Source organism: Kineosporia mesophila (genome assembly GCF_021129235.1).
GTDB classification, from domain to species: domain Bacteria; phylum Actinomycetota; class Actinomycetes; order Actinomycetales; family Kineosporiaceae; genus Kineosporia; species Kineosporia mesophila.
The window spans coordinates 381870-403530 of record NZ_JAJOMA010000002.1 but is presented as its reverse complement, the minus strand read 5'-3'; the positions used below and the strand labels follow the sequence as shown (position 1 = coordinate 403530).

Sequence of the window (21661 nt, the reverse complement as noted above, 5' to 3'; positions counted from 1 at the left end):
CATGTCTTGGCGCGAGCGGTGACTTGAGTCTACTTTTGCGTTATTGCGGACGGAAGGAGCGCGGGGTGACGACCGCGTCATGACCACGTCTGGCTATCCACCTCAGATTCCCGGCGCCGACCACCTTCTCGCCGGCAGATACCGCCTCGGTTACCTGATCGGGCGCGGCGGTATGGGTGCGGTGTGGCGGGGTCGCGACGAGATGCTCAACCGCGACGTCGCGATCAAGGAGCTGCAGCCCGCTCCCGGTGTCACCCACGCCCAGCGTGCGGAACTGACCCTGTGGATGCTGCGCGAGGCGCGCGCCGCCGGGCGCATCAACCATCCTTCGGCCGTCACCGTCTTCGACGTCTTCCAGGCCGACGGACGTCCGTGGATCGTCATGGAGCTGCTCGACGGCCGGTCGCTCAGCGAGGTCCTCGCCGACGAGGAACCCCTGCCCCTCGCCACGATCATCGGCATCGCCGTCGACCTCATCGACGCGCTCCGGGCCGCCCACCGCGCCGGGGTACTGCACCGCGACGTCAAGCCCGCGAACGTGATGCTGACGCGCAGCGGCCGCGCCGTGCTCACCGACTTCGGCATCGCCAGCATGAGCGACGAGACCACGCTCTCCACCACCGGTATCGCCGTCGGCTCGCCGAGCTACATGTCCCCCGAGCGGGCCCGCGGCGACCGTCCCAGCCCGAAGTGCGACCTGTGGTCGCTCGGGGCCACGCTGTTCGCGGCCACCGAGGGCGCGCCCCCGTTCCGCCGCCAGACCCAGCTGCTCACGCTGACGGCCATCGTCAACGAGCTCGCCCCGCCCGCCGTCCACGCCGGCCCCCTGGCCCCCGCCATCGCGGCGATGCTGACCAAAGACCCGTACGCCCGGCCCAACCTCCAGCACACCCGGGCCATGCTGCGTCAGGCCAAGTTCGAGCTCGAACAGCAGATGGCCGACGACAGCTCCCGCGACGAGCCCACCGCCATCATCCTGCCCACCGGCATCCCGGCCGAGAACGCCGCCCTCGACGCCGAGCTGTCCCGCACCACGATCGACCCGGGTTCCGTGCCCGAAGACGCGGAACCCGAAGACGCAGCCGTCGAGGCCCCCGGCCACGCGAGCAACCCGCCCGCCGCCGCACCCGGGCGCAAGCCTGTCCCCGCCGAGCCCTGGGCCGAAGCAGCGAGCCCCTCCGCCCCGACAGCAGAAGACCCCCCGACAGCAGAAGACCCCCCGGCCCGGGTGGACGACGACCACAGCGCCCAGAGCAGCACGGGGCAGAACTCCACCGAGCAGGAAACTCCCGGCCAGACCCCCGCGGACGTGAGCCCCACCGAGCAAGACGCCCCCGACACCGGCACCGTCGAGAGCAACCCCCCGGACCCGGTCGAGCCGAGCACCGCGTCTGACGGAGCCCAGTCCGACCAGGCCAAGTCCGACCAGGCCCCGTCCGTTGACAGTGCCGCCCCCGAAGACGCCGCGCCCGCCGGCGAGACCGAGCCGGCCCCGGACAACGCGCCCGAGGAACGGTCCACCGCCCCCGCAGCAGACCCCACCTCGCGCGAAACCCAGCAGTCGGCCGACGCAATCTCCCAGGACGTCGCCCCCACCGCAGACACACCCGAAGGCAAGACAGCAGCCGGCATTGCCACAGCCTCGGCCCTCGTGAGCGGCGCCGCAGCGACCTCAGCGTCGACAGCCACCCCGACGGTCACCCCCGAGCCGAGCACCCCGGCCCCGGCCACCTCCGCTCCCGGCACGAGCACCCCGGCCGACCAGAGCGACAGCAAGACGCCGGACCGGTCCGGCACCACCAGCGATCCCGGATCCCCGGCAACGACCGAACCCGAGATCTCCCGAGCCGAGCCCAAACCCGCCCGGACCGACGCCGCGGCGACAGCCACGGCCACCCCGGACGCTGCGGCGACCGCCACGGCCACCCCGGACGCTGCCGAAGCTCTCACCGGCGCTGAAGAATTCACCCGTTCTGAGGTCGGCACCAGCTCCACCGCTGACACCGACCCCGAACCGGTCGCCGCTCCCGGAGATGGCATCACTCCTGAAGCCACCACCGGTCCTGAAGGTGGCGCCGCATCGGAACCGGGCACCGCCCCTGAGGCCGGCACCACTTCCGAGGACGAAGCCGAAGCCGGCCTCGCTGCCGCGGTTGCCCCCAGCAACGGGCCCGCAACGGAGACCTCATCCGCGTCAGACACACCCACCGAGGCCGCTTCCGAGGCTGACGCCGCCTCCACCGCAGGCACCGTTTCCGAAATCGGCACCGGATCATCAAAGGGCAGCGCCTCCACGTCCGAAACTGGCGCGACCCCCGACACCAGCGCCAAGGCTGGCTCCTCCCCTGGAACCGACCCGGTTTCCCCGCCTGATGCCAGTACCGGTTCCCGGTCTGACATCACTGCTGGAACCGACACTGCTTCTGAAGCCACCCCCACAGGTGTCGGCACCACCGCTGAAACTGGTACCACCGCTGAAACCGGCTCTGCTGGAACTGGTACCACCGCTGAAGCCCGCTCTGCTGGAACTGGCACCGCTGCTGAAGCCCGCTCTGCTGGAACTGGCACCGCTGCTGAAGCCCGCTCTGCTGGAACTGGCACCGCTGCTGAAGCCCGCTCTGCTGGAACTGGCACCGCTGCTAAGGGTGGCGCTGCTGCGGCCAGCACCACTACTGATGCCGACACCCCTGAAACCGGCACCACCGCTGAAACTGGCTCCGCTGCCGGGACTGCCATCGGTTCTGACACTGGCACCGTGGCGGAGAGCGGCACTGGAACCGGCATTGCCCCGGACGCTGCCACCAGTCCGGACGCTGCCACCACCCCGGACACCGTTCCGGACCCGGCGGCCGACGACGAGCCGAGCCCGCCCCAGCCTTCCCGTACCGGCGACTCCTCCCCCACGCCGGCCGTACCCCCGCCGAGCGCCCCCGATCTCACCCATCCCGCGGATCTCGGCCTCCCCGCGGCCCTCGGACTGACTTCGGTCCCGGCACAACAACCGGCCGCCCCCTCAGACCCGACGGCCCAGTTGCCCCGGGAAGAAACCGAGACCGTCCAGCCGTCCCGGGCAGTATCAGATCCAGCCCCGGCGGCCCAGCAGGTCTCGACTACGGCTCCGAAGGCCCCACAGCCCTCAGCCTCCGCACCGTCGGCCCCGACAGGCCTGGTCACGTCGGCCACTCACGTCCCGCCGCCGCCTCCAGCCAGCAATACCCCTACCGCGAAACCGAAAGAGACTGCCCAGTCAGCCTTCCCGACCCGCCGGGCCCTGATCGCCCTGCTGCTGGCCGTCATCGTGGCCGTGGCCACCGTTTTCACGCTCAACCTGGGTGGGGACGACAAGGACGGGGCCACCTCGTCCGCCAGCACCACCAGCCCCGCCGCGACGGCGACCGCAGGGGCAGCGCCGACCACGACGTCCGAAAGCTCGCCCACGGCCGAAAGCTCTCCCGCGGCCAGCACACCCGAGGCAACCAGCAAGACATCGGACGATGATGGTGGCGGGAAGAAGAGCGGCTCCGACGACAGCCCCCAGAAGAACGATTCCCCGGCGATCCCGTCCGGTTCCAGCCTGCGCAAGGACAAGACCGGCTTCAGTGTCGCGATCCCGAAGGGCTGGGTGCGGTCGACGAAGAACACCAGCGTGTACTTCAAGGACCCGAAGGGCGGCGCGTTCCTCCAGGTCGACACCACGACCCAACCGAAGGCCGACGCCTACACGGACTGGAAGGCCCGGGAGCCCTCGGCCGACCAGCTCTACAGCGGCTACAAGCTGATCAGCCTCAAGCGGGTGAAGTACCGCGACTGGAACGCCGCCGACTGGGAGTACACCTGGCAGCCCTCCAGCGGCAAGCGGCACGTGATCAACCGGAACATCCGGGTCAGCAACCATCGCGCGTACGCCCTGGTCTGGACCACCCCGGCCGACGACTGGAAATCGATGAAAGACGACTTCGAGGTCATGACCGAGTCGTTCAAGTCCGCCGACTGACACCTTTCAGGAGCGCAGCCCGCGCCGGGCGACGATCGGCCGGGAGCAGCAGCACCGGGCACATCAGCCGGTCCAGCAGGTCGCCGACCAGGTCGTTCATCGTTCCCGCCCGGTTACCCAGCACCACCAGCCCGGCCTGGGCCGCCCGTTCCCGAATGGCGGCCCCGGCCGGTTCCCGGGCCAGGGTGACGCTCCAGGGAGCCCCGGCGTCCAGGCCCGCCTGCTCGATCGAGGCCATCATCTGGTCGGCGGCGCGACGCATGGCGTGGGAACGTCTTTCGCCGGGCATCAGGTCGAAGGCGTGCAGCAGGTGCAGGGGCCGGCCGCGGCGCTGACGTTCCTCCTCGGCGTGCCGGATCACCTCGACCCCGCGCCGTCCACCCGGTACGGCCGCCAGAACCGGCCCCCGGTCGTCGATCTCGGTCTCCCGGACGGGCCGGCGGGACCGGGCCGCGGACCGGTGGGTGGGCACGATCAGCGTCGGGCAGCCGGTGACCTCCATCAGGAGGTTGCTCTCGTGCCGGCGCCCGCCGAACTGGTCGCTCCCACCGAGTACCAGCAAGGACGCCCCGGTCGCCGAACGTCCGAACCGGCCGATGTCGTCCAGGGTGAGGTGGGTGGTGGAGACGGGCAGATCGTCGTGACGGGCCCGCGCCGCCCGTCCGGCCGCGCGCAGACTGCGGCGTGTCTCGGACTCCGACCAGGTCGGGCCGAGCGTGTCCCGTCCCGCGCGGGCCCTGGGTACCACGGCGTTCAGGTCCGCTCGCGACACCGTGACGATGGACAACGGCTCCTGACGCAGGTGCGCCTCGTCGGCGGCGATCCTCAGCGGACGTGGATCGTCCCACCCGGCGTCGAAACCCAGTATCACGCCGCTGAGATCGTCCGGGCCCGTGCGCCCGACGTTCCCGGTCATCGTGCACCCCCTCGGGACTGTTCGTCTCACGAGACTGACGCAGCACGTCCTGTGCCGTCAGAGCTGAAGGTCCTCACCGGACCACGCCGAAAGGTCCAGGACATCGCCTCAGTCGTCGAAACAGGCCTTCGGCATCGGGATCACGAGCACAGGCCGGCCCGCGTTCCGCAGCAGGCGCACCGGCACGTCACCGAGCACAGCGTCACCCAGCACCGCGCCACCCAGCTTCCGCACACCGCTGGCACCGACCACGATGACGTCGGCGTCGACCTGGTCGGCGACCTCGGCGATCGCGAAGGCCGGTCCACCGTGGAACGCCGTCGGGGTCTCCATCCGGGTCTTCACCCCCTCGGCCAGCAGCTTCGCCACGGTCTGACCCAGCCGTTCGCGCAGGTCCAGGTCGTCGGCGGTCACCAGGGGCCGGCCGTTCACCGACCGCGCCACGTGCACCACCGTCAGCTCGTGCCCGAGCTCCCGGTTGACCATGGCCCGGGCGATCCCGAAAGCGTAATCAGCACAGGGGGACCCGTCGACCGCCACCAGGACGCGTTCGAACATGACGTTCTCCTCCGGATAAGGGAGCCGGAATTCGGATACCTCTACCGTCCGCCCGTTGCGCGACACAGCACAGGTCCGAAGGTCCCCGCCCGCCGGGCCGACCGAACATTTTCCCGGTGTACGGTCAGGATCCGGGCTGCTGCGCCGCGGGAGCCCACAGCCCGTCGCGCGTGAGCGCAGGAAGTCGGCGAGGGCGGCTGTCTCCAGGCCCGGAGCCTCCCCCACCGTCTGGGGCATGTAGGCCTGCGACGAGTTCGGCTTCTCCCTCTGAGCCACCAAAACTGAACCGGCCAATGGTGGACGTGTCAGACGTCCACCATTGGCCGGTTCAGTTGGTCTCAGAGCGGGGGCGGAGGGGTGTTACCGGTGTTGCGGCGTTCCACCACCTCGGTGTGCGTGGTGTTGCGGCGCTGGTTGTTGAGCACCAGCGACAGGATGATCGCGAGCACTCCCCCGGCGATGAGGATGTAGCCGATCGCCGTCAGGTCGAGGCCGTCCACACGGTCGCTGACACCGAACGACAGGATGCCGCCGATGACCAGGAGTGCGATTCCGCCACCTATGTACATGAAGAGTCTCCCTCAGTGCGGTCCCGCGACGACCTGGGACTCCGTGTCGGATCTGCTCATCACCGGAGGAATCCGGCGTAACGCTCGCGATCAAGTGTTCAGCAACCCCGCAGGCCCGCAACTCGGCAGACGTCGCCGCCCGTTCGTGCTCGTCAGACGCTCGTGTACCCGCCGTCGATGAACCACTCGGCACCGTTGACGAACGCGGCGGTGTCCGAGGCCAGGAGCAGCGCCGCCGACGCGATCTCGTCCGGTTCACCGAGCCGTCCGGCCGGCACCACGTTCTCGAACATCTTGACGAAGGCCTCCTGCTCCCCCTCGGCCGCGACGCCGAGCAGGCCGGGCGTGCGGGTCGGGCCCGGGCTCAGCACATTGACCCGGAAGCCGTTCTCCCGCGCGTTGAGCGTCCAGCTGCGGGCGAAGTTCCGCACCGCTGCCTTGGTCGCGCCGTAGACCTCCATGCCCCGATCGGGCCGCGCGGAGGTGGTCGACCCGATGATGATCACCGAGGCCCCCGGCGACAGCAGCGGCATCGCCTTCTGCACCCCGAACACGACGCCCTTCACGTTCGTGGCGAACATGCTGTCGAACTGCTCCTGCGTGATGTCCCCGAGCACGGCCGGCTCCGCGCCGCCCGCGTTGGCCACCAGCACGTCGATCCGGCCCGCCCGCCGCGTGACGAGCTCGTAGAGGGCATCGAGCTCAGCCAGGTTCCCGACATCGCACCGCACCCCGACCGCCTGCGGCCCGAGCTCCGCGACGGCCGCGTCGATCCGGGCCTGACGGCGGCCGGTGACGAAGACCTGCGCGCCCTCGGTCACGAACCGCCGGGCGATGGCCAGACCGATCCCGCTGGTCCCGCCGGTGACCACAGCCACCTTGCCGTCAAGAAGTCCACTCATCGCGCTACCCACTCATCGTCGCCGGAATCGTTCTGGAATGAAGCGTCCACAACATATGAGCTTATGGACGATGTAGTCAAGAACGCTTAGGATGCGGGAGTGGTGAGACCGAGAGAGTTCGACGAGGAGCGCGTGCTCGACGCCGCGCGCGACCAGTTCTGGGCGACCGGTTTCGCCGGGACCAGCATGGATGCGATCGCGGCGGCCACCGGTCTGGGCAAGGGCAGCCTGTACGGCGCGTTCGGCGGCAAGCGGGAACTCTTCCACCGGGTGTTCGACGACCACTGCACCGCCACGATCGGGTCGGCGACCCGCCAGCTGAGCGGCGAGGACGACGCGCGGGCCTTCGAGCGGCTCACCGGTTATCTGATGAACCACGCGAGCGCCTGCGCCGAGCCCAGCCGTCGCGGTTGCCTGCTGGCCAAGACCACGGCCGAGCTGACCCAGCACGACGAGGTGGTCGCGGCGCGCTCACTGAAGACGTTCGAGAGCGTCCAGCAGATCCTGGCCGCCGACCTCGAGGCCTGTCAGCGCAACGGCGACGTCGACCCGGCCGCCGGCGCGCAGCAACTCGCCGCCCTGCTCCTGACCGTGCACCGCGGCATCGAGGCCCTGGGCAAGGCCGGCACCGACGAGAGCACCCTGCGAGAGATCACGCAGACGGCTCTGGACGGTCTTCCACGCCCGCCCCGGTAGCCCTCCCACTGCCCCATCGGGCAGACCTTGTGTCCAGGCGCACGATAACCGTTGCGCAGCAGACCGTTAAGCCTGGCCCCGATCGAATGAACGGCGCCGGAGGCCGGATACGGTCGGCGGATGGAAATGATCCTCGTCAGCGGATACGGCCTGACCGCGGCCTCATGGGGACCGCTCCTCGCCATCTGGGGCGAGCCCGCCCCCACCGCCGCGGCCGTGGAACTGCCCGGTCACGGAAGCCGGGCGATCCCGGAGAGTGAAGACCCGGCCGACCCGCGGATGTGGGTGGACGGCCTGGAACGCGCGATCGGTGACGCCGCGGAGCCGGTCCTGGTGATCGCGTTCTCGATGGGCGTGGCCGCCCTCGCCCACCGCCTGGCGGCCTCCGGCACCCGGGGCCTTGCCGGGTGCGTACTGCTGGGCGGCGTGCCTGGTCAGGAGGAGTTCTCCCGGGAGTACCAGTCGCTGGCCGCCGGGATCCTCACCGGCCGGGCCGACGCCGACGCGAGCCTCGTGGAGCTGTACGCCACCAGCCCGACCGCGCGGTCCCTCGTGGCGGCCGACCTGGCGCGCCTGGCCCTGCCCGCCCGCCGGGCCGCCGCGGACCTGCCCGTCTCACCGTCGGTGAGCATCAGCGTCCCCACACTCGTGATCTACGGTGCGGACGACGCGGTGACGCGACCACCGGACCGCCAGCGCCTCACCTCCCTGGGGGCTGACGTGGAGCTGGCCATGGTGTCGGGCGCCGGGCACGCGGTGCACCTGGACGCCCCCGACACCGTCGCGAAAACTATTCAGCGCTGGCTCTCTTCGTCCGGACTCGACCGAACGCCGCCACCGCCGGCAGAGTGATCAGGCCCACCGCGCAAACCAGGAGCACGGTCTGCGCACCCCACGGGTCCACGAGCAGCCCACCGGCGGCCACCCCGGCCGGGACGGCCAATAGGGCCACGGCACTGTGCACCCCCAGCACCTGGGCCAGTCCTTCCGGTGGGGCGATGCGCTGGTAGAGCGCGACGGAGGTGGCCTGGTAGGGAGCCCAGCTGACTCCGATCAGCGCAAAACCGATGATGGGCAACGGGGTCGGAGCATCGAGGCCGAGCGGGAGCAGGCACAGGCCGACGACCGCCACGCTGCCGAGCACGGTCGGCCAGAGGCTCCTCAGGTACGGCGTGACGAGGCCGCCCAGCACCGCACCGACGCCGAAGGCCGAGTAGAAGGCCGCCAGCGCGGTGGCCTCGTCCAGCCGGACCGGCAGGGCCACATACACCGGCCCGAACAGGAAGAAGAACAGCGCGCTCAGCGTGATCAGGCCGAGCAGAACCGGGTTGTCCCGCATCAGAGCGAGGCCGGCCGTCCGGCTCTCCGGCCGGACGGGTCTGCGGCCGGAGCGGACCGTCCGCAGGGCCAGCGCCAGCACCCCGAACGACAGGGCGTCGACGGCCAGGGCCCCGGCCGGGTTCCAGAACACCACGATCAGCGCCGCCACCGGTGGCCCACCGATCGTGCCGATCTCCCCCAGCACCGACAGCACCGAGTTCCCGGCCAGATGATGCTTCTGCGGCAGCATCTCGGCGATCATCGTGTAGCGCCCGGCCGATCCCCAGGTGTGCAGAACGGACGAGGCCGCCAGCAACGCGATGTACAGCCAGATCCCGAGAATCCCGGCGGCGTAGGCAATCGGGACGGAGCCGAGGGTGACGAACCGCCAGGTCGCGTCCCAGCGGGCCAGATCCGCACCGCTGAACCGCGACATCTGCCGCCCGAGCAGCAGGGCCCCCACCGCACCGGGCAGCGACGAGACCGTCACGGCCAATCCCACCAGCGCGACCCTGCCGGTGAGCTCCTGCGCCAGCAACACCACCGCGACCGCCGAGATCCCGTCGCCCAGGTAGGAAAATGTCAGACCGGGCAAGATTTTCCGCAGGGTCGGGTGGGTCAGGACAGACCGGTACATGGCAGTCATCGTGCCGCTCCCCAGCGTCCCCACCGGCCTTTTCGGCTCTCGGAAGACAGCATCTGCCATCGGCAGAATTACCCGGGAGCCTCGGTGATCCGGGCGCAGAGGTCAAACACGGCCTGCCGCATCGCCGACCAGGTCATCCCGGCGACGTGCGGGGAGAGGATACAGTAGGGGTTGCCGATCAGCGGCGACTCGCGCTCCGCGCCTTCGGTGCGGAACACGTCCACCGCGGCAACGGAGACCGGAGCGCGGGAATCACGCAGCGCCCGGTCCAGGGCCTTCTCGTCCACCAGCCCTCCCCGGGCCGTGTTCACCAGCACCGAGCCAGGTTTCATCGCGGCCAGGACCTGCTCGTCGATCAGGTTCCGGGTCGATTCGTCGAGCGGGACGTGCAGGGTGACAATGACCGCCCGGAAATCCGCGAGCCCCGGCGCGTACACCATATCTGCCCCGATCTTCCCAAAGCCTTCAGACGGGTGATCGTATCGTCGAGATCGGGGCGCCCGGCGAAGAAGTTGTCGGCCCGCAGGGTCAGGGTGAAGAGGAACGGCAGGTCACGGGCTGCGGCCACGGCCGCCTCGGCCCGTTCGAGGGCTTCGGGCAGAAGGCGGATCGGGTCGTCCGGCCGGCCCGTCGTGTCTTCGATCGAGCACCTGACGGCCCCGACCGCGGCTGCGAGCCGCACCATTTCGGCCACGCTCTCCGGGCTGTCATCGTAACCGCTCTCCAGGTCGGCCGTGACCGGCAGCGAGGTGGCGGTGACGATCGAGGCCAGGTTCTCCAGCACCTGAACGCGTTTCAGATGACCTTGCCCGTCCGGAACACCTTGGGAGAGAGCCAGGCCCCCGCTGGTCGTGGCGAGGGCCCGGAACCCCAGCTGCTCGAGCAGGCGAGCACGGCCGGCGTCCCAGGGATTGGGCATGACGAGGGCACCCGGGCCGTCGTGAAGCTGCGCGAAGGTCTCGCCCAGGGCCTGCTGGTCGTGATTCCCCATGACGCCGACCTTCCCACGGCAATGGTTCGGCCGGCCGCGAATCGTTACGGTCGAGCCATGACCACATCGCTGCGCATACTTGTCTCAGCCGACATGGAGGGCATTTCGGGGATCGTGCACCCGGCCGAGACCCAGCCAGGAGCCCTCGACTACGAGCGGGGCCGGGTTCTCATGACGGCCGAGGTCAATGCGGTGATCGCGGGAATTATGGACGTCGTGCCCGCCGCGGCGGTCACGGTCGCCGATGCGCACGGCACCTTCCGCAACATCCTCCCCGACACCCTCGACCGGAGAGTGTCGCTGGTCCGGGGACGACCTCGTCCTGGAGGCATGATGGCGGGCCTGGACGGGACGACGGACGCGGTGATGTTCGTCGGGTACCACGGCCGGGCCGGTAGCGGACCGGCGGTGCTGGCCCACACGATGAGCCCGATGCTGCTGGACGTCCGGCTGAACGGGCAGCCGGTGGGCGAGATCGGCGCGAACGCCTTCCTGGCCGGGCATCACGGGGCGCCGGTGGTGTTCCTCAGCGGCGACGCCCTGGCCTGCGAAGAGCTGACCGAGCTGGTGCCGGGGGCCGTGACCGTCGCGGTGAAGGAGGCGTTCGGGCAGGCCTCGGCCCGCACCCGGCACCCGGAACTGGCCCGTGAGCAGATCCGGGAGGCAGCGGCCACGGCCGTGCGCCGGATCGACCAGGTGCACCCGGTCGTCGCCGAGGGCCCGGTCGAACTGGAGATGGACCTGTACCGCCCGCACGTGGTCGACCTGGCCTCGCTGATCCCGGGTGTGGTGAGGCGGGACGGAGCCCGCACCATCGCCTTCACGGCCCGGGACACGGCCGAGGCCTACCGGGTGATCGAGCTGGTCACGGCGCTGGGGCAGATCGACGTCGGCTGATCCGGGCTGATCCCGTGACGACCGCCGGGGCCGGCGCATCCCGGAGCCCCGGAACGGCTGGCGCGTGTTGTGTACACCTGGTACATCCGGAACCGGATGTACCAGGTGTACACAACGGTCGGGACTCGTTGGGCGCAGAGGGCCAGGGGAACAGCGCGCGATCCGGAGTCGGGACGGGTCTCAGGCGAGTGAGGCGCCGAACTTCTCGGCCCGCTCCAGTTCCCCGGCGGCCGGTGGGCCCTCGGCGGCCCCGACCAGGAAGCTGTCGCTGGCGGACACCTGGACCAGGTTGCGCTGCAGGCGCTTGACGATCTTCTTCGCGGCCGAGCCGTTGAGGAAGCCGGTCCCGGTCACGCTGTCGAAGGCCGCGGCCCGGCCGTGGTACTCGGGCATCGCGTCGAGCCATTCGGCCACGCCGGTCGGGGCCGGGTCCGCGCCCTGGGTCACCGCCATCCGCCGCGTCGCCGGCCCGGGCAGGCCCCGGCTGTGGGTGGGCGCGCCGACGATCAGCAGGTCGACACCGTCGAGGGCGCCAGGACCGGCCTCGGCCGCCGGGGTCACCGTGACGGTGGCCCCACGCCCGGTCAGGCCGGTGCCGATGGCCTCACCGAACCGCTGGGTGTTGCCGAAGCAGGTCTCGATGACGATCAGGACGTTCAACGTGGCTCCCCAGGGTCGCGGGCACTGTTCCGGCTCCCACCCTCGTCCTGTCCGGACACGTCGGGCAGGTACCAAGGTCCCGGCTCCGGCTGCGGTTCGTCCTGCGCCCACCCACCGGCTTTGGCTCCCGATGTCCGGATTGAGTCTGGCTCCTGACGGTTCACCCGCTCGCGGGGGCCAGGACCGGTCGACAGGTGGGTACCGTCTCTGCTGGAGTCCCACGAGCACCCGTGTGACCTGCACCCTCCAAGGACGGAGTACGACCCCCATGACCACCCGTAAGACAGCGGCGGCGCAAGAGTCCATCGTCGCGGGACGCACAGCGCTGGGCATCGAGTTCGGTTCGACCCGGATCAAGGCCAGCCTGATCGACGACGCGGGCGTCACCCTGGCCACCGGCTCGTCCACCTGGGAGAACCAGCTCGTCGACGGGCTGTGGACGTATGCGCTGGAGGCCGTTCACGAGGGCCTGCAGGCCGCCTACGCGGATCTGCTCTCCGCGGTCGTGACGCGGTACGAGGTGCGGCCGACGACCTACGGCGCCATCGGCGTCTCGGCGATGATGCACGGCTACCTCGCGTTCGGGGAGAACGACGAGCTGCTGGTGCCGTTCCGCACCTGGCGCAACACCAACACCGGCCCGGCCGCCGAGGTGCTCTCCGGGGCGTTCGGGCTGAACATCCCGCTGCGCTGGTCGGTGGCGCACTTCTACCAGGCCGTGCTCGACCACGAGGCCCACGTGTCGCAGACCCGGTCGCTCACGACGCTCGCCGGCTACGTCCACCGGCTCCTGACCGGTCAGCACGTGCTCGGCGTGGGCGACGCGTCCGGCATGTTCCCGATCGACTCCGCGGCCGGCGGTTACGACGCCGCCCTGCTGGAGCGTTTCGACGAGCTGGCCGCCGCCCACGGCCACACCGGCCACCTGGCCGAGCTGCTGCCGACCGTGCTGTCGGCCGGGGCGGACGCCGGAACCCTGACCCCGGAGGGCGCGGCGCTGCTCGACCCCAGCGGCACGCTGCAGCCGGGGATCCTGCTGGGCCCGCCGGAGGGCGACGCCGGCACCGGCATGGTCGCGACCAACTCGGTGCGCCCGCGCACCGGCAACGTCAGCGCCGGCACCAGCATCTTCGCGATGATCGTGCTCGAGAAGCCGCTGCAGAACGCGCACCACGAGATCGACCTGGTCACCACCCCCGATGCCCGCCCGGTCGCGATGGTGCACTGCAACAACGGGTCCAGCGAGCTGGGCGCCTGGGTGTCGCTGTTCACCGAGTTCGCCGCCGCCCTGGGCCACACACCCGACCCGGACGCGGTGTTCCAGGCCGTGCTGGGCCAGGCCCTCGACGCGGACACCGACGCCGACGGCCTGCTCGCCTACAACCTGCTCTCCGGGGAACCGATCGCCGGCACGGACGAGGGCCGCCCGCTGTTCGTGCGCACCCCCGGCTCCCGGCTGACCCTCGCCGGCTTCGGGCGCGCCCAGCTCTACGGCGTCTTCGCGACCCTGAGCCTGGGCATGCGGGTGCTCACCGCCGAGGGCGCGACCGTCGACACGATGTTCGCCCACGGCGGTCTGTTCCGCACCGGCGGCGTCGCCCAGAACGCCCTGGCCGCAGCCGTCGGCTCCCCCGTAGCCGTCGGCGAGGGCGCGGGCGAGGGCGGCTCCTGGGGCATCGCCCTCCTGGCCGCGTACTCCGCCGCGGTGCGCGACGGCTCCGCCCAGAACCTCGGAACCTGGCTGAACGACGTGGTCTTCGCTGCCTCGGAGGCCCAGGTCGTCGTCCCCACCCCCGAGAGCATCGCGGACTACGCCACGTTCCTGGAGCGCTGGAACACCGGCCTCGAGGTCGAGCGGGCCGCGATCAACGCGGTCCACTGACCCACCGAGCATCAGTGCCCTGCCCGGCTCTCCCGCGGGCAGGGCACTTTTCGGTTGACACCAGGACCTGATCCAGGACAGCCGCGTCGCGGCAAGCACACCGGCCGGCCCTCACCAGCCCTCCTGGGAACCAGCCCTGAGAAAGGACCTTCGCCCCTGGGGGGTGTGGTCCCGGGTGTAAGACCATCACGGTGATGGAAAGGCCCGGCCAGACATGCTTCCCCTCCTGGGAACCCGGGTCGCCTCAGCTCTGGAGGAGCTATGAACCGCAGCGTCGTTGACCGGGTGGTTGCCGGTATCGGTCTTGTTCTGGCCGCGGTTCTGCTAGTGGCGACCGGGCTGCTCTTCTACGCCCACAGCTACGTGCACGGACAGGTGCGCGACCAGCTCGTGGAGCAGAAGATCACCTTCCCGGAAGCCGGTAGCGAATCGATCACCTCGCTGCCCAAGGCCGACCAGTCCGAGGTCAGCCAGTATGCCGGCCAGGACCTGACCACCGGCGCCCAGGCCGAGGTCTTCGCCGATCACTACATCAAGGTCCACCTGGGCAAGATCGCCGACGGCCAGACCTATTCCGAGGTCAGCACCAAGGCCCAGGCGAGCCCCGACGACGAGACGCTGGCCGCCCAGGTCAACACCCTCTTCAAGGGCGAGACCCTCCGCGGCCTGCTGCTGAACGCCTACGCCTTCGACACCATGGCCACCATCGCCTTCATCGCGGCCTGGGTCTCGCTGGCCGGTGCACTCGTCCTGGTGGTCCTGTCGGTCCTCGGGTTCCTGCACTCGCGCCGGGTCATCGCCCCGGCCGCCCCCGAGGCGTCCGTCGCGACCGCCTGACGGCGAACCGCACGCACGAACACACGACGGCAGGCCCCACCCCGGGCCTGCCGTTCTCGTTGTGCCTCGGCACCGGCCCGCAACGCTCGTTCTCGGTGCTCGATTCCTGCACCGTTCGGCACCCCGGGGCGGGAGCCGGGAGATGTCAGCCCGGCTGAATCAGCTTCCGGGCCGCCACTCTCAGCGCGTCCCGGTACCGGTCGGCCTCCTCGTCGCTGACCGGTGGGGCCAGGCCGCTGCGGCTCAGGGCCAGGAGCAGGTCCAGGAGTTCCTGGGGCGCGATGGCGGCGCTCACCACGCCCCGGCGCTGGGCATCGCCGACAGCTGCGACCTTGATCCGGGCGGCCTCGACGACCGCCTCGGCCCGCATCCCCTCGGACGAGCGCTCGAGTTCGTCCCACAGCCCCACCCGCTGCGGCTCCGGGTGGGCGCGGTGCCGGTCCCACAGCCGCACGACGTACTCGGGCAGGTCGTCGCCGTCGATGGGGACGGCGTCGACGGTCTGCACCACGATCGCGTCGAAGACGGCGTCGAACAGCTGGCTCTTGCTGCCGAAGTACTTGTAGATCATCGCCTTGTTGCTGCCGGAGGCCTCGGCCACCCGGTCGATCCGCGCGCCGGCGATGCCGTAGGCGGAGAACTCGGCAATGGCGGCGTCGAGGATGCGTCGCCTCGTGCCCGCAGCATCCCTCACCATGCCGTCCAGAGTAGTAGGTAACTAGTTGGTTGCCAACGGGGTCGCCTCGTCCTATGGTTTACAACTAGTTGGTTACATAGCTCGCCGAGAGACGGAAGAAGAACCATGAGCCGCACCGTCAACGCCTACGCCGCCCTCACCTCCGGCGCTCCCCTCGAACCCTGGACCTACGAACAGCGCACGCCCCGCGAGCACGACGTGGTGTTCGACGTGCAGTTCTGCGGGATCTGCCACACGGACATCCACATGATCGGCCCCTGGGGCCAGTCCTTCCCGATGGTCCCCGGACACGAGATGGTGGGCCGGGTGACGCAGGTGGGCTCCGGCGTCCACTCATTGGCAGTCGGTGACCTCGTGGCCGTCGGCCCCGTCGTCGACTCCTGCCGGACCTGCGAACCCTGCCTCGCCGGGCTGGAGACCTACTGCCTCGAGGGCGCCACCGGCGCCTACGGTGTGCCCGACCGGGTCGACGGCTCTCCCACGCGGGGCGGTTTCGCCGATTCCGTGGTCTGCGACGAACGTTTCGTGCACCGGGTGCCGGACGGGCTGGACCCGGCCGCGGCCGCTCCCCTGCTGTGCGCGGGCATCACCACGTACTCACCACTGCGCCACTGGAACATCGGGCCGGGCTCCACCGTCGGGGTGATCGGGATCGGCGGGCTGGGGCATCTGGGCATCAAGTTCGCCCGCGCGATGGGCGCCGAGGTGGTGGCCTTCACCACCTCGCAGTCCAAGGCCGACGCCGCGCTGGCCCTCGGCGCCCACGAGGTGGTGATGTCCCGCTCCGAGACCCAGATGGCCGCCCAGGCCAACCGTTTCGACTTCCTGCTGGACACCGTCTCGGCGACCTACCCGATGACGCCGTTCGTACAGGCCCTGAAGATGAACGGCACCCTGTGCTCGCTGGGCCTGCCCAGCAGCTTCGACGTGGCCCCGTTCGCCCTGGCGATGCGCCGCTCGATCGCCGGGTCGGGCGCCGGTGGCACCGTCGAGACCCGCGAGATGCTGCAGTTCTGCGTCGACCACCAGATCACCGCCGACGTGGAGATGGTGGCCCCGTCACAGATCAACTCCGCACTGGAGCGGCTTGACCGGGGCGACGTCGCGTTCCGGTTCGTCGTGGACATGGCCCGGTAAACCACCGGTCAGGAGTGCACCTTGATCCGGATAACCTTCGACAGGCCGGTTTTCGAGATGCTGTCGCCCGGCACCCGCACCCGGATCAAGTAGGTTCCGGTGCCGGTCGCGGCCACCGCCTGGGTGTAGCAGCCGGTGGTGCCGGTCGCGGTGTTGGCGATCCGTGACCACTTCTTGTTCTTGATCCAGCGGTACTCGACCGCGACGGCCCGCCCGGCCCGGCGCTTGGCGCCCACGGTGACGCAGCCCCGCACATTGGTGCCCTGCTCGACCTTCGGGGTGCTGTCCCCGATCGTGATCGTGGCCTTCGTGGTCATCCGCCGGGTCTTGAAGGTCAGGTTGATCTCATCAGCGGCAACCGGTTCCTGGTTCACGTCGTTCACCTGCAGCGTGCCGGTCACGTGGAACGTGCCGGGCTTGTCGGCCTGGCACCACTGCACCGTGTCGCTGCCCTTCCCCGGGCCGGTACCGCTCGCGGCAATGCTGCCGCCGACGTCGGACTTCAGGGCGAGCTTCCAGGACGATTCGGCCGGCAGGGCGCTCAGGTCCCAGGAGACAGGCACTTTGGTGCACCTGGCGGTCGTCGTCACGACGCTGGGCACCGAGATCCGGCCCCCGGTCACGTCACCGGCATCGGCCTGCGCCGGCGACGCCGCGATCGCCGACAGCACGAGAACCGCGGGCGCGAGGGACGTGATCAGGCGAAGACGCATGAGGCGGATCATGGCCGAGAGACCACCGCCAGGGAACGAGACCGTTGGGTAGTCAACCGATCAGAGCGGCCAGAACCCCAGATGGTGGACGCGGTTGCTCACCTTCACAGGCCTTTCTCCCGTTCGCGACCGGTAACCATAAAGGAACCGCCGGGTACCTCGTCCTCAATTCCCCGACAGCACCAGCGACACGTTCTGCCCACCGAAGCCGAAGGAGTTGCTGAGCACTGCCCGCTGGGCGATCTCGCGGCGCCGGGTGACCACGTCCAGGCCGATCTCGGGGTCGACGCCGGCTGCGGACAGGTTGCGGGTGGGCGGGAGGACGCCGTGCTCGATGCTGAGCAGGGCGATGATCGCCTCGACCGCCCCGGCCCCGCCGAACAGGTGCCCGAGCGCGGCCTTGGGCGCGGTGACGGTGGCCCGCCCGAAGACCTCGCGGATGGCCAGGGCCTCGGCGATGTCCCCGACCGGGGTTCCGGTGGCGTGCGCGTTGACATGCCCGATCTCCGAGGGGTCGAGCCCGGCCTGGGACAGGGCCTTCCGCATCGCCGCGACCTGACCCGAGCCGTCGGGGGCCGGGGCGGTCATGTGGTGGGCGTCCGAGGCGACCCCCGCCCCGGCGAGCACGCCCCGGATCCGGGCGCCTCGTCCTCTCGCGTGGTCAGCGCTCTCCAGCACCACGCAGCCGGCCCCCTCGGCCAGCACGAAACCGTCGCGATCGGCGGCGAACGGCCGGGACGCGTCCGCCGGATCCCCGGCGTACTGCGAAAGACCGCGGGTCTGGCGGAATCCCGCCACCGTGATCGGCGCGACGGCGGCGTCGGTGCCCCCGGCGACGACGATGTCCACCTCCCCGGCCCGGATCAGCCGGGCCCCCAGCGCCAGCGCCTCCGCCCCCGAGGCACAGGCCGAGACCGGCGTGTAGACACCCGCCCGCGCGCCGAACTCGATACTGACCGCGGCCGATGCGGCGTTGGGCATGAGCAGGGGCACCGTGCGGGGCGAAACCCGTCGCACCCCAGCGTTCTCGAGCTTGTCGTCTTCCCGCAGCAGGCTCGCCATCCCCCCGATCCCGGTACCGACGCAGGTGGCGAACCGGTGCGGGTCGACGTCCGGGGCCCCGGCGTCGTGCCAGGCCTCCCGGGCCGCGACCAGGGCGGCCTGCTGCGACCGGTCGAGCGTTCTGGCCCTCACCGCCGGCAGCAGATCGGCCGGGTCGACGGCCATCAGCCCCGCGGTGAAGTCCCCGACGTGCTCAAGACGGCCGGTCACGATGCCCGACCGCCCCGCCAGCAACGCCTCCCAGGTCGAGGCCGCGTCTCCTCCCAAGGGGGTGATCGCTCCGATACCCGTCACCACGACCTGCGATGCCACGATTCCCACTCCTTGTATGTCATACAAATTGAAGCCCGAGTTGTATCACATACAATTCAGCTCATGGCGGCGAGAAGAGGCACGACCACGCGTCACCGGATCATGACCGTCACCGCGGAGCTGTGCCTCCAGCGGCGGGGGGCCGACCTGAGCGTGGCCGAGATCGCCAGGGCCGCGGGGGTCTACCCGAACCAGATCACGCACCACTTCGGGTCGAAGGACTCCCTGATGGTGCACGCGGCCTTCCTCGGCCTGCTGCACGACGCCAAGCGCGTCGAGAAGGTCGGCCGGCGGGCGGGCGACGCGGAAGCCTTCCGCCGCAACACGGCCCGGGCGGTGCTGGCCATGCCGTCGCTGCCGGCGGTCTCCCGGGCCCTGGCCGCGGCGATCGCCCGCCCGGAGCTGTCGCAGGTCGTCGACACGCACCTCCAGCTGCTGTTCCGCCAGTCCGAGCGGTATCTCCAGGCGATCACCACGGCCCGGGGCTGGAGTGCGGAACGCGCTCTGGCACTGGAGGTCCGGACCTTCTGGAGTACCGCCCTGGGGGCCACTCTGCTGTCCCGGGCGGGCGTGAGCGGCACGACGACCGACCTGGACCTGGCGAGTGCCCTCACCGTGCACGAGCCCATATCACCGATCTGACGCCCACCTAAGGTCCGAACCGGTACAAACGGGACTTCACGTCGAGAGACGTTTCGGAGCAACAGTTCTGGCGGTCACACGCCTACCGCGAACGTCACTCCCGAGAGAGGTTCCCGTTGACAATCCTTCAGCGTGGGCGAAAAAGTTTCCTGATCGGGCTGGCCGCACTGCTCGCGGCCCTGGCCGGGGTGTCGGCGGTGGTGGCCCTGCCGGCCCGCGCCGTGACCGGTTCGAGCATCACCGGCGTGGCCTCCGGGCGGTGCCTCGACGTCATCGGCGAGGCCACGGCCTCCGGCACCGGCGTCAACATCTACGACTGCCAGGGAAAAGCGAACCAGGCCTGGACCTTCACCGATGCCGGTGAGCTGCGGGTCTACGACTCCCCGATGTGCCTGGACGTCGCCGCGCAGAGCACGACGGCCGGTGCGAAGGTGCAGATCTACACCTGCAACGGCGGCGCGAACCAGCGGTGGAAGATCCGCTCCGACGGCTCGATCACCGGCGTGCAGTCGGGACTCTGCCTGGATGTCGCCGGGGCCGCGGTCGCCAACAGCACCCTGGTCGATCTGTGGACCTGTAACGGCGGCGCGAACCAGCAGTGGACGACGTCGCTGGGTGCCGCTGACACCGAACCACCGAGCGTGCCCGGCAACGCCCGGGTCAGCGATCTGCTCTGCGACTCGGTCACGTTCGCCTGGACCGCGGCGAACGACAACGTCGCGGTGGCCTTCTACGACATCTACCACGACGGTCAGCTGATGACGTCGGTCGGCGGGACGACGCTGTCCACCAGTCTGACCGTGGTCGGCGGCACCACCTGGGGGCTGTACGTCAACGCCCGCGACGCCGCCGGCAACGTGTCCCAGGCCAGCAGCACCGTGTCGATCAGCCCACCGCCCTGCCAGGTCGACACCGAAAAGCCGACCGTCCCGACCGGGCTGACCAGTGCGTCCTCCGGCACCTCGGTGACGCTGAAATGGACTGCGGCCAAGGACAACCAGGGGGTGCGGGCCTACGACATCCACCGCAGCGGCACCCTGGCGGGCACCGTGACCGGCACCGGGACGGTTCCGCCGGCCACCTCGTTCATCGACAGCGGGCTGGCCCCGAACACCACGTACAGCTACACCGTGACGGCCCGCGACGGGCAGCAGAACGTCTCGGACCCCAGCGGCGCGGTCTCGGTCACCACCGGCGCGACCTGTAGCAACCCGGTCTGCGCGGTCACCCAGGTGACCACCGACACCGACATCCCGTGGGGCCTGGTCACCCTGCCCGACGGCACGATCCTCTACAACCGCCGCGACGCCCACGACATCGTCCGGCTCGACCCCAACACCGGCACGAAGACCACGGTGGGTACCGTGCCGAACGTGGAGAGCACCGACGGCGAGGGCGGCCTGATGGGCCTGGCCGTCTCACCGAGCTACGCCACCGACCACTGGCTCTACATCATGCACACCTCCCCGACCGACAACCGGATCGTCCGGATCAAACTGACCGACGGCAAGCTCGACACCGGTTCCGAGCAGGTCCTGCTCAGCGGCATCCTGCGTAACAAGTTCCACGACGGCGGGCGGCTGCGGTTCGGCCCGGACGGCAAGCTCTACGCCAGCACCGGTGACGCCCAGAACGGCGACAACGCGCAGAACACGGCCAGCCTGAACGGAAAGGTCCTACGCCTCAACGAAGACGGCAGTGTGCCCAGCGACAACCCGTTCGGCAACTACGTCTGGAGCTACGGGCACCGCAACCCGCAGGGGCTGGCCTTCGACTCCCAGGGGCGGCTCTGGGAGCAGGAGTTCGGTAACTCGATCATGGACGAGACCAACCTGATCACCAAGGGCGGCAACTACGGCTGGCCGGCCTGCGAGGGCACCAGTGGCACCTGCGGCACGGCCGGGTACATCGCCCCGAAGCGCACGTACTCCACCGCCGACGGGTCGTGCTCCGGGATCACGGTGGTGCGCGACGTGCTGTACGTGGCCTGCGCCCGTGGCACCCGCCTGTACCGCGAGGTCATCAGCGGCAGCGAACTGACCGGCGTACAGATCTATTTCAACGGCACCTACGGGCGGCTGCGCACGGTCGAACCGGCGCCGGACGGTGGCATCTGGCTCACCACCACCAACAACGGCGACAAGGACAGCATCGCGAACAACAGTGACGAGAGGATCTATCACATCGCTCTGGGCAGCTGACGGAGCTGAACGCCCGAAAGCCCCCGGGA

20 protein-coding genes are annotated in these 21661 nt (G+C 70.2%); 9 read left to right on the top strand and 11 right to left on the bottom strand.

Going from position 1 to position 21661, the window contains the following annotated elements; translation table 11 throughout:
- Positions 1-79: 79 nt before the first annotated feature.
- Positions 80-3994 (top strand): protein kinase domain-containing protein, encoded by a 3915-nt coding sequence (locus LR393_RS04880; protein ID WP_231481941.1) that lies wholly within the window; start codon positions 80-82, stop codon positions 3992-3994.
- Here the strand turns inward: LR393_RS04880 and LR393_RS04875 are convergent.
- The 4 genes from LR393_RS04875 to LR393_RS04860 all read right to left on the bottom strand — a co-directional run bounded on the left by LR393_RS04875 (position 3978) and on the right by LR393_RS04860 (position 6939).
- Positions 3978-4910: a universal stress protein gene (locus LR393_RS04875; RefSeq protein ID WP_231481940.1), complete on the bottom strand. Its 933-nt coding sequence runs from the start codon at positions 4908-4910 to the stop codon at positions 3978-3980. The genes LR393_RS04880 and LR393_RS04875 overlap by 17 nt on opposite strands.
- A 108-nt stretch (positions 4911-5018) precedes the next feature.
- The gene (locus tag LR393_RS04870) at positions 5019-5468 is read right to left on the bottom strand and encodes a universal stress protein (protein ID WP_231481939.1); all 450 of its coding nucleotides are present in this window, start codon (positions 5466-5468) and stop codon (positions 5019-5021) included.
- Positions 5469-5806: 338 nt separating this feature from the next.
- Entirely contained in the window at positions 5807-6037 is a 231-nt protein-coding gene (locus tag LR393_RS04865; RefSeq protein ID WP_231481938.1) for a DUF6458 family protein, read from the bottom strand.
- A 152-nt stretch (positions 6038-6189) separates the two neighbouring features.
- Positions 6190-6939 (bottom strand): SDR family NAD(P)-dependent oxidoreductase, encoded by a 750-nt coding sequence (locus LR393_RS04860; RefSeq protein WP_231481937.1) that lies wholly within the window; start codon positions 6937-6939, stop codon positions 6190-6192.
- Positions 6940-7038: 99 nt separating this feature from the next.
- Between LR393_RS04860 and LR393_RS36180 the strand changes: the two genes are divergently transcribed.
- Positions 7039-7635, top strand: a complete 597-nt coding sequence (locus LR393_RS36180; RefSeq protein WP_231481936.1) for a TetR/AcrR family transcriptional regulator — start codon at positions 7039-7041, stop codon at positions 7633-7635.
- 120 nt (positions 7636-7755) lie between these two features.
- A complete protein-coding gene (locus LR393_RS04850) occupies positions 7756-8487 on the top strand; it encodes an alpha/beta fold hydrolase (RefSeq protein ID WP_231481935.1) in 732 nt (243 codons plus the stop codon).
- Here LR393_RS04850 and LR393_RS04845 read toward each other — a convergent pair.
- The 3 genes from LR393_RS04845 to LR393_RS04835 form a co-directional block, all read right to left on the bottom strand.
- Entirely contained in the window at positions 8426-9592 is a 1167-nt protein-coding gene (locus LR393_RS04845) for an MFS transporter (protein ID WP_231481934.1), read from the bottom strand. The genes LR393_RS04850 and LR393_RS04845 overlap by 62 nt on opposite strands.
- A gap of 77 nt (positions 9593-9669) precedes the next feature.
- The gene (locus LR393_RS04840) at positions 9670-10041 is read right to left on the bottom strand and encodes an NAD(P)-dependent oxidoreductase (protein WP_231481933.1); all 372 of its coding nucleotides are present in this window, start codon (positions 10039-10041) and stop codon (positions 9670-9672) included.
- A complete protein-coding gene (locus LR393_RS04835) occupies positions 9957-10592 on the bottom strand; it encodes an isocitrate lyase/PEP mutase family protein (RefSeq protein WP_231481932.1) in 636 nt (211 codons plus the stop codon). Before LR393_RS04835 ends, LR393_RS04840 begins: the two co-directional genes overlap by 85 nt.
- 57 nt (positions 10593-10649) lie before the next feature.
- Here LR393_RS04835 and LR393_RS04830 point away from each other — a divergent pair, with 57 nt between their 5' ends.
- On the top strand, positions 10650-11489 hold the full coding sequence (locus LR393_RS04830; protein WP_231481931.1) for a M55 family metallopeptidase: 840 nt from the start codon (positions 10650-10652) through the stop codon (positions 11487-11489).
- 180 nt (positions 11490-11669) lie between these two features.
- Here the strand turns inward: LR393_RS04830 and LR393_RS04825 are convergent, their stop codons facing one another.
- A complete protein-coding gene (locus LR393_RS04825; RefSeq protein WP_231481930.1) occupies positions 11670-12149 on the bottom strand; it encodes a flavodoxin family protein in 480 nt (159 codons plus the stop codon).
- A gap of 268 nt (positions 12150-12417) precedes the next feature.
- On the opposite strand from LR393_RS04825, the gene LR393_RS04820 reads away from it, so the two are divergent.
- The gene (locus LR393_RS04820; RefSeq protein ID WP_231481929.1) at positions 12418-14031 is read left to right on the top strand and encodes an FGGY-family carbohydrate kinase; all 1614 of its coding nucleotides are present in this window, start codon (positions 12418-12420) and stop codon (positions 14029-14031) included.
- A gap of 261 nt (positions 14032-14292) precedes the next feature.
- Positions 14293-14868, top strand: a complete 576-nt coding sequence (locus LR393_RS04815; protein ID WP_231481928.1) for a hypothetical protein — start codon at positions 14293-14295, stop codon at positions 14866-14868.
- Positions 14869-15013: 145 nt separating this feature from the next.
- On the opposite strand, the gene LR393_RS04810 is transcribed toward LR393_RS04815, so the two are convergent.
- Positions 15014-15565: a TetR family transcriptional regulator gene (locus tag LR393_RS04810; protein WP_231481927.1), complete on the bottom strand. Its 552-nt coding sequence runs from the start codon at positions 15563-15565 to the stop codon at positions 15014-15016.
- 105 nt (positions 15566-15670) lie between these two features.
- Between LR393_RS04810 and LR393_RS04805 the strand changes: the two genes are divergently transcribed.
- The gene (locus LR393_RS04805; protein ID WP_231481926.1) at positions 15671-16702 is read left to right on the top strand and encodes an NAD(P)-dependent alcohol dehydrogenase; all 1032 of its coding nucleotides are present in this window, start codon (positions 15671-15673) and stop codon (positions 16700-16702) included.
- Between the two features lie 8 nt (positions 16703-16710).
- On the opposite strand, the gene LR393_RS04800 is transcribed toward LR393_RS04805, so the two are convergent.
- Both LR393_RS04800 and LR393_RS04795 read right to left on the bottom strand, forming a co-directional pair.
- Positions 16711-17415, bottom strand: a complete 705-nt coding sequence (locus LR393_RS04800) for a hypothetical protein (RefSeq protein WP_231481925.1) — start codon at positions 17413-17415, stop codon at positions 16711-16713.
- A 165-nt stretch (positions 17416-17580) separates the two neighbouring features.
- Entirely contained in the window at positions 17581-18792 is a 1212-nt protein-coding gene (locus LR393_RS04795) for a beta-ketoacyl-[acyl-carrier-protein] synthase family protein (protein WP_345718916.1), read from the bottom strand.
- 60 nt (positions 18793-18852) lie between these two features.
- On the opposite strand from LR393_RS04795, the gene LR393_RS04790 reads away from it, so the two are divergent.
- Positions 18853-19431 (top strand): TetR/AcrR family transcriptional regulator C-terminal domain-containing protein, encoded by a 579-nt coding sequence (locus LR393_RS04790; RefSeq protein ID WP_231481923.1) that lies wholly within the window; start codon positions 18853-18855, stop codon positions 19429-19431.
- A gap of 116 nt (positions 19432-19547) precedes the next feature.
- Positions 19548-21632, top strand: a complete 2085-nt coding sequence (locus tag LR393_RS04785; RefSeq protein ID WP_231481922.1) for a lectin — start codon at positions 19548-19550, stop codon at positions 21630-21632.
- Positions 21633-21661 lie beyond the last annotated feature (29 nt).

Coding starts and splice junctions, on each gene's coding strand:
- LR393_RS04880 (WP_231481941.1), top strand. CDS start 80: ATGACCACGTCTGGCTATCCACCTCAGATTCCCGGCGCCGACCACCTT.
- LR393_RS04875 (WP_231481940.1), bottom strand. CDS start 4,910: ATGACCGGGAACGTCGGGCGCACGGGCCCGGACGATCTCAGCGGCGTG.
- LR393_RS04870 (WP_231481939.1), bottom strand. CDS start 5,468: ATGTTCGAACGCGTCCTGGTGGCGGTCGACGGGTCCCCCTGTGCTGAT.
- LR393_RS04865 (WP_231481938.1), bottom strand. CDS start 6,037: ATGTACATAGGTGGCGGAATCGCACTCCTGGTCATCGGCGGCATCCTG.
- LR393_RS04860 (WP_231481937.1), bottom strand. CDS start 6,939: ATGAGTGGACTTCTTGACGGCAAGGTGGCTGTGGTCACCGGCGGGACC.
- LR393_RS04850 (WP_231481935.1), top strand. CDS start 7,756: ATGGAAATGATCCTCGTCAGCGGATACGGCCTGACCGCGGCCTCATGG.
- LR393_RS04845 (WP_231481934.1), bottom strand. CDS start 9,592: ATGTACCGGTCTGTCCTGACCCACCCGACCCTGCGGAAAATCTTGCCC.
- LR393_RS04840 (WP_231481933.1), bottom strand. CDS start 10,041: ATGGTGTACGCGCCGGGGCTCGCGGATTTCCGGGCGGTCATTGTCACC.
- LR393_RS04835 (WP_231481932.1), bottom strand. CDS start 10,592: ATGGGGAATCACGACCAGCAGGCCCTGGGCGAGACCTTCGCGCAGCTT.
- LR393_RS04830 (WP_231481931.1), top strand. CDS start 10,650: ATGACCACATCGCTGCGCATACTTGTCTCAGCCGACATGGAGGGCATT.
- LR393_RS04820 (WP_231481929.1), top strand. CDS start 12,418: ATGACCACCCGTAAGACAGCGGCGGCGCAAGAGTCCATCGTCGCGGGA.
- LR393_RS04815 (WP_231481928.1), top strand. CDS start 14,293: ATGAACCGCAGCGTCGTTGACCGGGTGGTTGCCGGTATCGGTCTTGTT.
- LR393_RS04810 (WP_231481927.1), bottom strand. CDS start 15,565: ATGGTGAGGGATGCTGCGGGCACGAGGCGACGCATCCTCGACGCCGCC.
- LR393_RS04805 (WP_231481926.1), top strand. CDS start 15,671: ATGAGCCGCACCGTCAACGCCTACGCCGCCCTCACCTCCGGCGCTCCC.
- LR393_RS04800 (WP_231481925.1), bottom strand. CDS start 17,415: ATGCGTCTTCGCCTGATCACGTCCCTCGCGCCCGCGGTTCTCGTGCTG.
- LR393_RS04790 (WP_231481923.1), top strand. CDS start 18,853: ATGGCGGCGAGAAGAGGCACGACCACGCGTCACCGGATCATGACCGTC.